The organism is Amycolatopsis sp. NPDC048633, from assembly GCF_040650695.1.
Lineage (GTDB): Bacteria > Actinomycetota > Actinomycetes > Mycobacteriales > Pseudonocardiaceae > Amycolatopsis.
Genome location: NZ_JBEZHS010000001.1, coordinates 645,108 through 657,841, shown reverse-complemented (window position 1 = coordinate 657,841; position 12,734 = coordinate 645,108). Strand labels below are relative to the sequence as shown.

The window sequence follows — 12,734 nt, the reverse complement described above, 5'->3', positions numbered from 1 at the left end:
CCGGAACAAAGCTGTTCCCCCTCGAGGAGCCGAAATGACCTGGAAACGCAAGCTCTTCGCGGCCGCTGCCGGTGCTCTGCTCGCCCCGGTGCTGGTCGTCGTCCTCCCCGCCGCCACCGCGAGCGCCCACGGTTACGTCTCGGACCCACCCAGCCGGCAGGCCAACTGCAAGGCCGGGAAGGTCCCGAACTGCGGTCAGATCGTCTACGAACCCCAGAGCGTCGAAGGCCCCAAGGGCCTGCGCAGCTGCAACGCCGGGCTGGCGCAGTTCGCCGAGCTGACCGACGAGTCGAAGCCCTGGCCGGCCAAGTCGGTCGGCACCTCGGTGACGTTCAACTGGGTGTTCACCGCCCGGCACGCCACCAAGAGCTACGAGTACTACATCGGCAACACGCTCATCAAGTCGTTCGACGGCAACGGCCAGCAGCCCCCGGCGACGGTGCAGCACACGGTGAGCCTGGCCGGGTATTCCGGCCGGGTGAAGGTGCTGGCGATCTGGAACATCTCCGACACGGCCAACGCGTTCTACAGCTGCGTCGACCTCCAGATCGGCGGTGGCGGCGGAACCACCCCGCCGCCGACCACGACGACACCGCCGCCGACCACGACCCGGCCGCCGACCACGACCCCGACGACGCCGCCGTCGAGCGGCACGTGGGCGGCGGGCACGGCGTACAAGGCCGGCGACGTGGTGACGTACAGCGGCGCGAGCTACCGCTGCCTCCAGCCGCACACGGCGATCGCGGGCTGGGAGCCGCCGAACACGCCTGCCCTCTGGCAGCGTCAGTGAGAGTGTTGCTGGCCGTCGTCGCGCTGCTGCTGACCGGCTGCGGCGCGACGGCGGCCCCACCCGCGTACAACGCGGCCGACGTGATGTTCCTGCAGATGCTGATCCCCCAGAACCAGCAGGGCATCGAGGTCGTCCGCCTGGCCAGGGACCGGCAGCTCCCGCCGGCGCTGAAGGAGCTGGCGGCGGCGATCGAATCGACGCAGCTCACCGAAGTGGACGACATGAAGCGCTGGCTGCGCGACTGGGCCCAGCCCGAGACGATGGACATGAACCCCCAGGCCCACGCGGGCCACGGCGGCATGAAGATGACCTCGCCGGACCTGGTGGGAACGCTGAAGACGGCTCCCGACGCCGAGTTCGCCCGCAAGTTCCTCGACGTGCTGACCGGTCAGCAGCAAGGAGCGGTCGAGCTGGCCCAGACGGAGACCGGGACGGGCGGCGGAGTCAACGCCCAGGCCCGCGACCTGGCTCGGCGGGTCATCGAGTCGCGGAGCGCCGAGGTCAAGCAGCTGTTGAACTTCAAGGCGTGACGTCCCGCAGCGCACCGCGAGCAGCCTCCCCGCCGGGCTGCTCGCGGTCCGCGTTATTCGCTTGGCCGTGCTTCAGCGCCACGTTAGCCTCGTGATCATGACGTTCTCCTACGCCGTCTTCGCGAGGTTGCGTACCCGCCGCTAGCGGCGGCGCACCGATCTCTTTCCCTGCCCGCCGTTCCGGCCTTCGCCGGGCGGCCGCTCTCGTGCTGCCCGGCTCCCTCCAGAGCTGCGGAGCATCCCTTGAACTCCCTCCTGCCCGAACACACCCACCTGCGCGCGGACCGCGTCGGCGTCACGCTCGGGTCCCGCCGGGTCCTGCACGACGTGAGCGTCACCGTCTCGGCCCGGTCTCGGCTGGCGATCGTCGGCGAAAACGGGCGCGGCAAGACCACGCTGCTGCACGTCCTCGCCGGGCTCCGGGCGCCCGACCACGGGACCGTCCACCGGACGGGCACGGTCGGCGTCGCCCGCCAGGCGCTGCCCTTCCGGTCCGGCGAAACCGTCGGCACGCTGACCACCGAGGCGTTGCGCGAAGCCCACGAAGCACTGCGAGCCCTCGATGCGGCGACCGAGAATTTCGCCGAAGACCGTTACGCCGCAGCACTCGACGCGGCCACCCGCCTCGACGCGTGGGACGCCGAACGCCGCGTCGACATCGCCCTCGAAGCCCTCGCCGCCTGCACCGACCGGACCCGCGAGCTCAGCACGCTTTCGGTCGGGCAGCGCTACCGCGTACGCCTGGCCTGCCTGCTCGGCGCGCGGCACGACTTCCTGCTGCTCGACGAGCCCGGCAACCACCTCGACGCCGGCGGTCTCGCGTTCCTCACCGACCGCCTGCGCGGCCAGGACGGCGGCGTCGCGCTGGTCAGCCACGACCGCGCGCTGCTCGGCGACGTCGCGACCGAGTTCCTCGACCTCGACCCCAGCCCGGACGGCCGCCCGCGCAGCTACGCCGGCGGCTACCAGGCCTGGCGGGACGGCCGCCGCCGCGACCGCGAACGCTGGGTGCAGGAGTTCGAGGAGCAGCAGGACACCCACCGGCAGCTCACGCTCGCGGTGACGCAGGCACGCGACCGGCTCAGCACCGGCTGGCGACCGGACAAAGGCACGGGCAGGCACAAGCGTCAGTCCCGCGCCCCCGGCGTCGTCCAGTCGCTCAACCGGGAGCGGGCGGCGCTGGAGGCACACCGCGTGACCGTGCCTGAACCGCCGTTGTCGTTGCGGTGGCCCGATTTCGGTGCAGGTCCCCGCCGGTCGCTGGCCGGCCTGCACGGTGTCGGCGTGACCGGCCGCCTCGCGGGCCCGGTCACGCTGACCCTCGACCGCGGCGACCGGCTGCTCGTCACGGGTGGCAACGGCGCCGGCAAGTCGACGCTGCTGTCGGTCCTCGCCGGCGAACTGCCGCCGTCAAGCGGAACGGTCCAGCGGGCTCCCGACGCGCGGATCGCGCTGGTGGGCCAGGAAGTCCCGGCGTGGCCGGAAGAGCTCACCGCTCGTCAGCTGTTCGAGCGTGCCGCGGTTCCGTTTTCGGCCATGGGTCTGCTCGACGCCGAGGCGCTGCGGACGCCGGTCGGCCGCATGTCCCAGGGCCAGCAACGCCGGCTCGACCTCGCCCTGTGCCTGGCCGGGCGGCCGGACCTGCTCGTCTTCGACGAACCGACCAACCACCTGTCCGCGGTGCTCGTCGAGGAGCTGACCGAGGCCATCCGCGATACCCCGGCCGCGGTCGTCGTCGCGACGCACGACCGGCGGATGCTGGCGGATCTCGCGTCCTGGCCCCGGCTGAACCTCTGACGCACGAAGGCCTCCCCGATGAATTCGGGGAGGCCTTCGTCGCTCGGCGGGTCAGCGGCGCTTGGGACGCCAGACCACCATCGCCGTCTGCTGGTTGAGCGGGACCAGGTCCCGGCGGTACGACGCGTGCGCCGCCGCCGCGGCCTGCTCGCCGGCCACATAGGCCGCGGCCAGTTCCTCGGTCAGCTCCGCGAGACGGGCCCGCAGCGCGTCGACCTGGTTCTCCAGCTCGATGATCCGCTTGATGCCGGCGAGGTTGACGCCGTCCTCTTGCGACAGTCGCTGGACTTCGCGCAACAGCGCGATGTCCCGCATCGAATAGCGCCGCCCACCACCGGACGTGCGGCCCGGGGACACCAGGCCCTGCCGGTCGTAGGTGCGCAACGTCTGCGCGTGCATCCCCGCGAGCTGCGCCGCCACCGAGATGACGAACACCGGGGTCTCTTCGTCCCCCTCCTGGGGAATCCCGCCGAACATCCCACTCACCTGCCTTCGAGCAGCTCAGTGATCTCGGGCCGGGGGTCGTGCCCGGCCATCGACTCGGCGTACGCCTGCAATGCCTCGCGCGCCTTGTCGTCCAGTTTGGCGGGAATCGCCGCGGTGAGGGTGACGAGCAGATCACCTTGCGAGCCGTCGCGCTTGGCGATGCCCTTGCCACGCACGCGCAGCACCCGGCCGCTCGCGGTGCCCGGCGGCACCTTGAGCGAGACCTTGCCTTCGAGCGTCGGCACCGTGATCGTGGTGCCGAGCGTGAGCTCGGTGAAGTCCACCGGCACGGAGATCGTCAGGTCGAGGCCCTTGCGCCCGAACAGCGCGTGCGGAGCCACGTGCACCCGGACGTACAGGTCGCCCGCCTGCGCGCCACCCCGGCCCGGCTCGCCCTGGCCGGCCAGCCGGATCCGCTGGTCGTCATCGACGCCCGACGGGATCCGGACGGTCAGCGTGCGGGTCCGCGTGCTGACGCCTTCGCCGCCGCACTCGGGGCACGGGTCGTCGATGATCTGCCCGCGGCCCCGGCAGTCGCGGCACGGCTCCGAGAACGCGAACGCCCCCTGGCTGCGGCTGACGAGCCCCGAACCGGAACAGGTCGGGCAGGTCCGCGGCGAGGTTCCCGGCTTCGCGCCGTTGCCGCCGCACGACGAACAGGTCGCCGGGCTCGACAGCCGCAGCGGCAGGGTCGCGCCCTTGACCGCCTCGGTGAAGTCGATCCGGACGTCCGTCTCGACGTCGGCCCCGCGCTGGGGCCGGTTCGCCGTCGCGCCTGCCGTCGTCCGGCCGCGGCCGAACAGCCCGCCGAGGATGTCGCCGAGCCCGCCGAAGCCGCCCTGCTGACCGGCGCCGGCCTGGCCGAAGATGTCCCCGACGTCGAAGTTGCCGGTACCGCCGCCACCGGGGAAGTTGAACCCGCCCCCCGCGCCGCCGAACAGCCGCCGTGCCTCGTCGTACTCCTTGCGCTTGCTCGCGTCGGAGAGCACGCCGTAGGCCTCGGAGACCGCCTTGAACTTCTGCTCCGCCTGCGCGTTGCCGGAGTTCGCGTCGGGGTGGTTCTCCTTGGCCAGCTTGCGGTAGGCCTTCTTGATCTCGTCGGCCGTGGCGTCGGAGGAGACGCCCAGTTCACGGTAGAAGTCCTTACCGACCCATTCCCGAGCACTCATCGGGCGCCTCCTCCTTCCAGCTCAACCGGATCCTGCTTACTGCTGCTGCTCATCGACTCCGCCGTCGAGCGGCAGCTCGCCACCGACGGGCGGGTGCTCCGCCGGGCCGCCGGGCTCGTGGTCGGTGACACCGACCAGCGCCGCCCGCAACACCCGGTCGCCGAAGCGGTAGCCGCGGCGCATGACCACGGTCACCGTCGGGCCCGCCACGTCCGGCGAGGTGTTGTGCTGCACGGCCTCGTGCACGCTCGGGTCGAAGGGCTCGCCCTCGCTGCCGAACGACTCCAGCCCCGCGCGCTGCAGGCCGCTGATCAGCTTGTCGCCGACCGCCTTGAACGCCCCGGTGAGGTCACCGTGCTGCTCGGCCCGCTCGAGGTCGTCGAGCAGCGGCAGCAGGTCGTTCACCACGGTCGCCTTCGCACCGAGGACGACCGCCTCGCGGTCACGCTCGACCCGCTTGCGGTAGTTGGCGTACTCCGCCTGCAGGCGCTGGAGGTCGGCGGTGCGCTCGGCCAGCTCCTTCTCGACGTCGGAGAAGACCGACACCGAGTCGTCCACAATGGATTCGCCAAGCGAGGGACCCGCGTGCTCCACGGGTGCTTCCTCCGGCTCCGGCGCGGCGTGGGCCGGACCGGGCGGGCGAACCTGCCCGGTCTGGGGGTCCACCCGCCGCCGATCCCGCACGACCACCGGCTCCTCGGGGCCGCGGCCCTGGTTCTCGGATTCGTCGTAGCTGTGGGTCACTTCTTCTCGTCCTCTTCGACGATCTCGGCGTCCACCACGTCATCGGCCTTGGCCTGGCCACCGGCCGCACCGGCGTCGCCACCGGCCGCGCCCGGGAAGCCTTCAGCACCGGCCGCACCCGCGGCCGCGTCGGCGTTCGCGTTGGCGTAAAGGGCGGTGCCCAGCTCCTGCGAAGCGGTGTTCAGCTTCTCGATCGACTCGCGGATCTTGGCCGAGTCGGTGCCCTTGAGCGCCTCGTTCGACTCGTCGATCGCGGACTTGACCTTGCCCTTGAGGTCCTCGGGCAGCTTGTCGTCGTTGTCCTTGAGGAACTTCTCGGTCTGGTAGACCAGCGTCTCGGCCTGGTTGCGGGTCTCGGCCTCTTCGCGACGGGTCTTGTCTTCCTCGGCGTGCGCCTCGGCGTCCTTGACCATCCGCTCGATGTCGTCCTTCGGCAGCGCGGAGCCACCGGTGATCGTCATCGACTGCTCCTTGTTCGTGCCCAGGTCCTTGGCCAGGACGTGCACGATGCCGTTCGCGTCGATGTCGAAGGTGACCTCGATCTGCGGCACGCCACGCGGGGCGGGCGGGAGACCGGTCAGCTCGAACATGCCGAGCTTCTTGTTGTGCGCGGCGATCTCGCGCTCACCCTGGAACACCTGGATCTGCACCGACGGCTGGTTGTCGTCCGCGGTGGAGAAGATCTCCGAGCGCTTGGTCGGGATCGTGGTGTTGCGCTCGATGAGCTTGGTGAACACGCCACCCTTGGTCTCGATGCCCAGCGACAGCGGGGTGACGTCCAGCAGCAGGACGTCCTTGACCTCGCCCTTGAGGACACCGGCCTGCAGCGCCGCGCCGACCGCGACGACCTCGTCCGGGTTCACGCCCTTGTTCGGCTCGCGGCCGCCGGTCAGTTCCTTGACCAGGTCCGACACGGCCGGCATGCGGGTGGAACCACCGACGAGCACGACGTGGTCGATGTCGCCGACGGCGATGTTCGCGTCGCGGATCACGTTGTTGAACGGGTTCCGGGTGCGCTCGAGCAGGTCCGAGGTGATCTTCTGGAACTCGGCGCGCGAGAGCTGCTCGTCGAGGAACAGCGGGTTCTTGTCGGCGTCGACCGTGATGTAGGGCAGGTTGATGCCGGCCGAGTTCGAGCTGGACAGCTCGATCTTCGCCTTCTCCGAAGCCTCACGGATGCGCTGCAGCGCCATCTTGTCCTTGGTGAGGTCGATGCCGTTCGTGGCCTTGAACTTGTCGACCAGCCACTTGACGATGCGCTCGTCCCAGTCGTCGCCACCGAGGTGGTTGTCACCGGAGGTCGCGCGGACCTCGACGACGCCTTCGCCGATCTCCAGCAGCGAGACGTCGAACGTGCCGCCACCGAGGTCGAAGACCAGGATGGTCTGTTCCTTCTCGCCCTTGTCCAGGCCGTACGCCAGCGCGGCGGCGGTCGGCTCGTTGACGATGCGGAGCACGTTCAGGCCGGCGATCTGGCCGGCTTCCTTGGTGGCCTGCCGCTGCGCGTCCTCGAAGTACGCCGGGACGGTGATCACCGCGTCGGTGATGGTCTCGCCCAGGTACGCCTCGGCGTCGCGCTTGAGCTTCATCAGCACTCGCGCGCTGATCTCCTGCGACGTGTAGTTCTTGCCGTCGATCTCGGTCTTCCAGTCGGTGCCGATGTGCCGCTTCACGGACCGGATCGTCCGGTCGACGTTCGTCACGGCCTGGTTCTTCGCCGGCTGACCGGTCAGCACTTCGCCGTTCTTGGCGAAGGCGACGATCGAGGGAGTGGTCCGGGAGCCTTCCGAGTTGGCGATGACCGTCGGCTCGCCGCCCTCCAGGACGGCGACGACCGAGTTGGTCGTGCCGAGGTCGATGCCGACCGCTCGCGCCATGGTGCTTTCCTCCTGTGTAAGCCTGCTGTGTACGTGACCTGCACGTTCTTCCTCGCCTTGAGCGAGGCTCTGGCAAGTTTAGTCGGGCCTCCGTGCGCCTCGTCAAGTCGGACTTGAGTCGACTGCACTCAACCTTCGTATCCAGCCTAACGAGCCGGTCCGGGTTCTTGTTCCCGGGTTCAGCGGCAGATGTGGTCCCGACCGGGTGTGACACCTCTCACCAGGTAGTCCACCTCCGCCGCGCGGGCGCACGCGGAGTTGAACAGCCCCGTGTGGCCGTCGTCGGTGCGGGTCAACAGGGCTGCGCCGTCGATGCTCGCTGCCAGGCCGCGGGCCCAGGACAGTGGTGTCGCCGGGTCGTGGGCGCCGCCGACCACCAGGATCGGTGGCGTGCCGTGGACCGGGTGGGGCCGCGGTGGGTTCTTCGGCGGGACCGGCCAGCCCGTGCAGCCGCTGGTGAAGTCCCAGAACTCCGAGTACCGCCAGCTGTGCGGCGCCACCGCGCGGAGCAGCCCGGCCAGCACCCCCATGTCCGCCGGCCCGGCGAACGGCGACGGGAAGTCGTGGCAGCCGATCGCCCGGTACGCGCCGTAGATCGGGGACAGGAACTGGTTCCGCTCGGTCAGCCCCTTGGCGTCCGGGAACTCGCCGCCGGCCGCGGCCAGCGCCTTCCCCAGCGCCGGCCACTCGTCCCGGATGTAGAGGTGGTTGTAGACGCCGGCCGAGATCTCGTCGGCCGTCGCCGGACGCCCCAGGTCGCTCGCCCACACCGCGCCCTGCGCCGCCCGGGCCACCACGTCGTCGTAGAAGCGGAGGACGTCCCGGCCACGCAAGGCGCAGTCAGCCGAGCCGTGGCACCAGTCCGCGAACCGGACCAGCGCGTCTTCGGTCGCCGCCGCCTCTTCGAGGATCGCCTGGCGCAGCGGCCGGGCGTGGTCGACGGCGCCGTCGAGCACCATCGCGCGCACCCGGTCCGGGTGCTTCGACGCGTAGACCGCGCCTAGCTCGGTGCCGTACGACAGGCCCAGCCACGAGATCTTCGACTCGCCGAGCGCCGCGCGGATCGTCTCGATGTCTTCGGCCGCACTCTGCGTGTCCGCGTTCGCCAGCAGCGGCCCGGTCCGGGCCAGACAGTCTTCGCCCGCCGCACGGTTGTGCGCCACCAGCGCGTCGAACCCCGGGCGGGACGACGGGAACCGGTCGAGCGCCGGATCGAACAACGTCGCCGGGTCGCACGTGATGCGGGGCGTGCTGAACCAGTCACCGCGCGGGTCGAAGCCCACGACGTCGAACCGCTGCCGCAGCCGCGCGAGATCCGGCGAGGCCAGCCCGCCGAACTGGACGAACCCGACGCCGGAGCCGCCCGGCCCGCCCGGGTTCACCAGCAGCGAGCCGATCCGCCTGCCCGGATCGAGCGCGGGCAACCGGGCCAGCGCGAGCCGCGCCGCCCCCAGCTCCGGCCGCGCGCGGTCGATCGGCAACTCGACCGTCGCGCATTCGGCTGTCGGTTCCTGCTGCGTCGCGCACGGCCGCCACACCGGCGGCGAAGACGCCGAGGCGACGGCCGGTACCGCCGCCAGGACCACGACCGCCGCGATGACCGCGACGACCCGGCGCACGTCCATGATGGTGTTCCTCCCCTGCACGCCGGCTTTCGGCGTGCTTCCTTCCTAACAGCGACCACCGACGGTTCAGGAGCGGTGGCCGGTCCAGGAAGAAAGGAAGAAATCGGGTTTTCCTTGCCGCACAACGACTTCCGCCGGAGTGCCGACCCAGGAAGTCACTCGATAGTGGGAATCCGCGGCGACCGGCACCCCCTGCGCCGGCGCCGCGGACTCCTCCCCCCTCGTGAACGCCACGACGCCGAACATCGCGACGGCCCCCAGCAGCGCGGCCGCCAGCACGCGCCGTTCGATCTTGACCATGGTGAAAAATCCCCCGTAGTAAGGAAAGTCAGGCCGCGCGGACCGTGACGCTGCCGCTGTCGGTCGTGAGGTCGAGCGTGTTGGGCGCGGAGCCGTCGGTCGGGACGTCGATGGTGCGGCTCCCGCTGTCGCTGTCGCCGACGACGCGGTACGGCCCGCCCGGCACCTCGACGTCGACACTGCCGCTGTCGGCCTTGATCTTGACGTTGTTCGCCTGCGCCAACGTGAAGTCCACGCTCCCGCTCGACGCCGTCACGTCGACCGGCCCGCGCACCCCGGTGCCCTTGATGCTGCCCGAGTCGGCGTGCAACTGGACTTCGCCGACGTCCCGCAGGTCGATCCCCCCGCTGTCCAGCCGCAGCTTCACCAGGCCGGGCACGTCTTCCACCCGGGCATGCCCGGAGTCGGCCTGGACGTCCACGCTCGCCACCCCGGCGACGTCCAGGCCGCCGGAGTCGAGCTTGCCGCTGACCGGCACGCCCGCGGGCACGACCACCTCGAAGTCGACCGAGCAGTTGCTCCCGCAGTCGGTGAGCACGAGCTGGTCGCCGTCGACGTGGAAGAACGTGTCGCCCGGGTTGCTCCGCCAGTGGTAGTCGATCTGCTGGTGCACCGTCGACGGTCCCGTCCCGGTGCGGATCTTCACCGACCCCGAGTCGCCTTCCAGCTTCACGCTGCGAATGGTCTCCGAAACGGTCTTGGTGTTCTCGAAGTCCGATCCCCAGCCCCAGCCGAACGCGGTCGCCAGGCCGACGCCGATCAGGACGATGCCACCCAGAGCCAGAAGCGGGCGCGCCATGGTCGTTGGTCCCCTCAGTGATGTTTCCCCTGCGTGAGGAAACGTTATGGCCAGGTGAGGGGGCGGCACATGGGGGTAACCCCCCGAAAGACCCTGAGATCCGTCCCTGACACGCGGGGGTGGCTCGGGGGGCCTAACCTGGCGCCAGGCTCCAGTTCCGTGATCAGGAGGATCCATGCCGCAAGCACCCGGCCCGTACGAATCCCTGCCCGACGTGCCGTCCTTCACCCTCCGCAGCACCGACGTCGCCGACGGCGAAACCCTCGCCACGCCCCACCTCTCGGGCATCTTCGGCGCCGGTGGCGAGGACCGTTCGCCGCAGCTGGCGTGGGAAGGCTTCCCGGCGGAGACGAAGAGCTTCGCGGTCACGTGCTACGACCCGGACGCCCCGACCGGCAGCGGGTTCTGGCACTGGGCGGTGTTCAACCTCCCGCCGTCGCTGACGGAGCTGGCCTCCGGCGCGGGCGACGGTTCCGGCCTCCCCGCGGGAGCGGTGACGCTCAAGGGTGACGGCGGCGTCAAGCAGTTCCTCGGCGCGGCGCCCCCGCCCGGGCACGGCCCGCACCGCTACTACTTCGCGGTGCACGCGCTCGACGTCGACAAGCTGGAGGTCCCGGAAGACGCGACGCCGGCGTTCCTGGGCTTTAACATGTTCGGGCACACCTTGGCTCGCGCGGTGATCACGCCGGTGTACGAGAACAAGGGCTGAGTTCCGTGAGCGGGCCCGGCGCCGGGACGGATCGGTGCTGGGCCCTGTCGATCCGCGTCGCCGGCCCGGACGACTGGGCCGAGTGGCGCGACCTCCGCCTCGGAGCGCTGCGCGACGCGCCCCAAGCGTTCAGCGCCACCCTCGCCGACTGGGCCGACGCACCCGAGCAGCGCTGGCGAGACCGCTTGGCAGGCACCCACAACGTCATCGTCGACGCCGATGGCCGAGCCGTGGGAATGGCGACCGGCTTCCCGCGCGGCGACGCCGTCGAACTCGGCACGATGTGGGTCGCCCCGCACGCTCGCCGGCGCGGGGTCGGCGAGGCGCTGGTCCGCGCGATCCTGGCCTGGGCCGAACCCAGACCCGTGACACTGCAGGTCGCCGCCGGTAACCGGGAAGCCACGAGCCTCTACCGGCGCCTCGGGTTCACCGGCGACGGCCGGCTGTTCAGCGCAGGGCTTCCTGGTTGACGCCTTCGCGCTCCAGGTAACGGCCCTTGGTGTGCTCGCCGAAGCCGAACTGCCGGTACAGCCCGTGCGCGTCGGCGGTGTGCAGCATCCAGCGGAAGCCGGCGCCGGGCCCGTTGTCGATCATCTCCCGCACGAGCTCCTTGCCGAGCCCGGCGCCGCGGGCGGAGTCGACGACGAACACGTCGGCGAGGTAGGCCGACCCGACGCCGTCGGAGAAGGCGCGTGCGAAGCCGACCAGCTCGTCGCCGCGGTAGGCCCCGACGACCCGCCACGAGCCGGCGACGGCGTCCTCGACCTGCGAGCGCGTGCGCCAGCGGCCCCAGTAGGCCTCGGTCGAGAGGAACTTCCACACCACGTCGAGGTCGAGCCGCGTCCGATCATCGTCGAGCTCGTAGTCACCGAAGGTCCGCATGATCCGAAACTAAGCCAGGCGTCAACGCGGTTTCATCAGGTAGTCCACCACCGGCCGCAGCTCGTCCGCGGACGGCGGCTCGTCGTCGATCAGGCCCTGGATCAGCAGCCCGTCGATGCCCGCGAGGAACACCCGGAACGCCACTTCGTCGTCGTGGCGGACCATCGACGTCAGGACGTCCAGCCAGCGACGCGCGGCCGGGCGCAGCTCCGGCTTCCGCGCCGCCAGCAGGTACAGCTCGTACTCCGCCATCGTGCGCCCGCGGCGCGGCCCCAAGGCCTCCGCGAGCAGGCCCGCGACCTCCTCGGCCCCGCGCGAACCGCGTGACCGGGCCCGGTCGATCATCCAGTAGACCTCGGTCGCCATGTCGCGGGCGCACGAGATGAGCGTCGCGATCAGCAGGTCGTCGAGCGACGAGAAGTGGTACGTCGTGGACGTCGTCGGCACCCCGGCCTCGGCCGCGACGATCCGGTGCGTGACGCCCGCGACGCCGTCTCGCTCGATCACCCGCAGCGTCGCCCCGATGATCTCCGCGCGCCGCTTGTTCCCGCGGGCCTTGCGGCCGTCGACCTGCATCTTCACGTCGACGCACTCCCGAGCTCGATCAGCACCACACCGCCGATGACCAGCGCCAGCCCCGCGATCATCGCCGCGTTGATCGGCTCCTTCAGGAACACGACGCCGATGATCGCCACCAGGGCGACGCCGGCCGCGGCCCAGATCGCGTAGGCGACACCGACCGCCAACCCCATCTTCAGCACCCGCGCCAGCGCGACGAACGCGATGGCGTAGCCGACCACGACGATGATCGACGGCCCGGCCTTGGAGAAGCCCTCGGACAGCTTCAGCGACACCGTCGCGGACACCTCCGCGGCGATCGCCAGCGCGAGGAGAAGGTACGCACCCATAGGGTGAAAACTACCTGAACGATCGTCCCGAAACAAAGAGCGACGTACACCACATCGGTGGGACTTAGGGCCACTCAACGGGTTACTCATCAGTAAGGACGGTTAGTCTCCCGGCACC

Annotated in this window: 15 protein-coding genes; 5 read left to right on the top strand and 10 right to left on the bottom strand. The window is 70.7% G+C overall.

Annotation, left to right across the window (positions count from 1 at the left end):
* Positions 1-34 precede the first annotated feature (34 nt).
* The 3 genes from AB0C38_RS03285 (at position 35) to AB0C38_RS03275 (ending at position 3,117) form a co-directional block, all read left to right on the top strand.
* On the top strand, positions 35-790 hold the full coding sequence (locus AB0C38_RS03285) for a lytic polysaccharide monooxygenase (protein WP_360665693.1): 756 nt from the start codon (positions 35-37) through the stop codon (positions 788-790).
* Positions 787-1,320: a DUF305 domain-containing protein gene (locus AB0C38_RS03280; RefSeq protein ID WP_360665690.1), complete on the top strand. Its 534-nt coding sequence runs from the start codon at positions 787-789 to the stop codon at positions 1,318-1,320. The genes AB0C38_RS03285 and AB0C38_RS03280 overlap by 4 nt, the downstream gene beginning before the upstream one ends.
* Positions 1,321-1,563: 243 nt before the next feature.
* On the top strand, positions 1,564-3,117 hold the full coding sequence (locus AB0C38_RS03275) for an ATP-binding cassette domain-containing protein (RefSeq protein WP_360665687.1): 1,554 nt from the start codon (positions 1,564-1,566) through the stop codon (positions 3,115-3,117).
* A 51-nt stretch (positions 3,118-3,168) separates the two neighbouring features.
* On the opposite strand, the gene AB0C38_RS03270 is transcribed toward AB0C38_RS03275, so the two are convergent.
* The 7 genes from AB0C38_RS03270 to AB0C38_RS03240 form a co-directional block, all read right to left on the bottom strand.
* On the bottom strand, positions 3,169-3,594 hold the full coding sequence (locus tag AB0C38_RS03270; protein WP_155548123.1) for a helix-turn-helix transcriptional regulator: 426 nt from the start codon (positions 3,592-3,594) through the stop codon (positions 3,169-3,171).
* 5 nt (positions 3,595-3,599) lie between these two features.
* Positions 3,600-4,772: a molecular chaperone DnaJ gene (gene dnaJ, locus AB0C38_RS03265; RefSeq protein ID WP_360665684.1), complete on the bottom strand. Its 1,173-nt coding sequence runs from the start codon at positions 4,770-4,772 to the stop codon at positions 3,600-3,602.
* Between the two features lie 36 nt (positions 4,773-4,808).
* Positions 4,809-5,516: a nucleotide exchange factor GrpE gene (gene grpE / locus AB0C38_RS03260; protein WP_360665680.1), complete on the bottom strand. Its 708-nt coding sequence runs from the start codon at positions 5,514-5,516 to the stop codon at positions 4,809-4,811.
* Positions 5,513-7,393, bottom strand: coding sequence for a molecular chaperone DnaK (dnaK, locus tag AB0C38_RS03255; protein ID WP_360665677.1), 1,881 nt, complete (start codon positions 7,391-7,393; stop codon positions 5,513-5,515). The genes grpE and dnaK overlap by 4 nt, the downstream gene beginning before the upstream one ends.
* A gap of 179 nt (positions 7,394-7,572) precedes the next feature.
* Positions 7,573-9,018, bottom strand: a complete 1,446-nt coding sequence (locus tag AB0C38_RS03250; protein ID WP_360665674.1) for an alpha/beta hydrolase — start codon at positions 9,016-9,018, stop codon at positions 7,573-7,575.
* Positions 9,019-9,084: 66 nt separating this feature from the next.
* Positions 9,085-9,318, bottom strand: coding sequence for a hypothetical protein (locus AB0C38_RS03245; protein ID WP_360665671.1), 234 nt, complete (start codon positions 9,316-9,318; stop codon positions 9,085-9,087).
* A gap of 28 nt (positions 9,319-9,346) precedes the next feature.
* Positions 9,347-10,117, bottom strand: a complete 771-nt coding sequence (locus AB0C38_RS03240; protein ID WP_360665668.1) for a DUF4097 family beta strand repeat-containing protein — start codon at positions 10,115-10,117, stop codon at positions 9,347-9,349.
* Between the two features lie 175 nt (positions 10,118-10,292).
* Between AB0C38_RS03240 and AB0C38_RS03235 the strand changes: the two genes are divergently transcribed.
* Positions 10,293-10,826: a YbhB/YbcL family Raf kinase inhibitor-like protein gene (locus AB0C38_RS03235; RefSeq protein WP_360665665.1), complete on the top strand. Its 534-nt coding sequence runs from the start codon at positions 10,293-10,295 to the stop codon at positions 10,824-10,826.
* A gap of 5 nt (positions 10,827-10,831) precedes the next feature.
* Positions 10,832-11,296, top strand: a complete 465-nt coding sequence (locus AB0C38_RS03230; protein ID WP_360665662.1) for a GNAT family N-acetyltransferase — start codon at positions 10,832-10,834, stop codon at positions 11,294-11,296.
* Here the strand turns inward: AB0C38_RS03230 and AB0C38_RS03225 are convergent.
* From AB0C38_RS03225 to AB0C38_RS03215, 3 genes are read right to left on the bottom strand one after another with little or no spacing between them, the layout of a single operon-like run.
* Positions 11,274-11,708: a GNAT family N-acetyltransferase gene (locus AB0C38_RS03225; protein ID WP_360665659.1), complete on the bottom strand. Its 435-nt coding sequence runs from the start codon at positions 11,706-11,708 to the stop codon at positions 11,274-11,276. The genes AB0C38_RS03230 and AB0C38_RS03225 overlap by 23 nt on opposite strands.
* A 21-nt stretch (positions 11,709-11,729) precedes the next feature.
* On the bottom strand, positions 11,730-12,290 hold the full coding sequence (locus AB0C38_RS03220; RefSeq protein WP_360665656.1) for a TetR family transcriptional regulator: 561 nt from the start codon (positions 12,288-12,290) through the stop codon (positions 11,730-11,732).
* Complete coding sequence (locus AB0C38_RS03215; RefSeq protein WP_360665653.1) at positions 12,287-12,616, bottom strand: SMR family transporter; 330 nt, start codon at positions 12,614-12,616, stop codon at positions 12,287-12,289. The genes AB0C38_RS03220 and AB0C38_RS03215 overlap by 4 nt, the downstream gene beginning before the upstream one ends.
* Positions 12,617-12,734: the final 118 nt, after the last annotated feature.

Coding starts and splice junctions, on each gene's coding strand:
- AB0C38_RS03285 (WP_360665693.1), top strand. CDS start 35: ATGACCTGGAAACGCAAGCTCTTCGCGGCCGCTGCCGGTGCTCTGCTC.
- AB0C38_RS03235 (WP_360665665.1), top strand. CDS start 10,293: ATGCCGCAAGCACCCGGCCCGTACGAATCCCTGCCCGACGTGCCGTCC.
- dnaJ (WP_360665684.1), bottom strand. CDS start 4,772: ATGAGTGCTCGGGAATGGGTCGGTAAGGACTTCTACCGTGAACTGGGC.
- AB0C38_RS03250 (WP_360665674.1), bottom strand. CDS start 9,018: ATGGACGTGCGCCGGGTCGTCGCGGTCATCGCGGCGGTCGTGGTCCTG.
- AB0C38_RS03245 (WP_360665671.1), bottom strand. CDS start 9,318: ATGGTCAAGATCGAACGGCGCGTGCTGGCGGCCGCGCTGCTGGGGGCC.
- AB0C38_RS03215 (WP_360665653.1), bottom strand. CDS start 12,616: ATGGGTGCGTACCTTCTCCTCGCGCTGGCGATCGCCGCGGAGGTGTCC.
- AB0C38_RS03225 (WP_360665659.1), bottom strand. CDS start 11,708: ATGCGGACCTTCGGTGACTACGAGCTCGACGATGATCGGACGCGGCTC.
- AB0C38_RS03270 (WP_155548123.1), bottom strand. CDS start 3,594: ATGTTCGGCGGGATTCCCCAGGAGGGGGACGAAGAGACCCCGGTGTTC.
- dnaK (WP_360665677.1), bottom strand. CDS start 7,393: ATGGCGCGAGCGGTCGGCATCGACCTCGGCACGACCAACTCGGTCGTC.
- AB0C38_RS03240 (WP_360665668.1), bottom strand. CDS start 10,117: ATGGCGCGCCCGCTTCTGGCTCTGGGTGGCATCGTCCTGATCGGCGTC.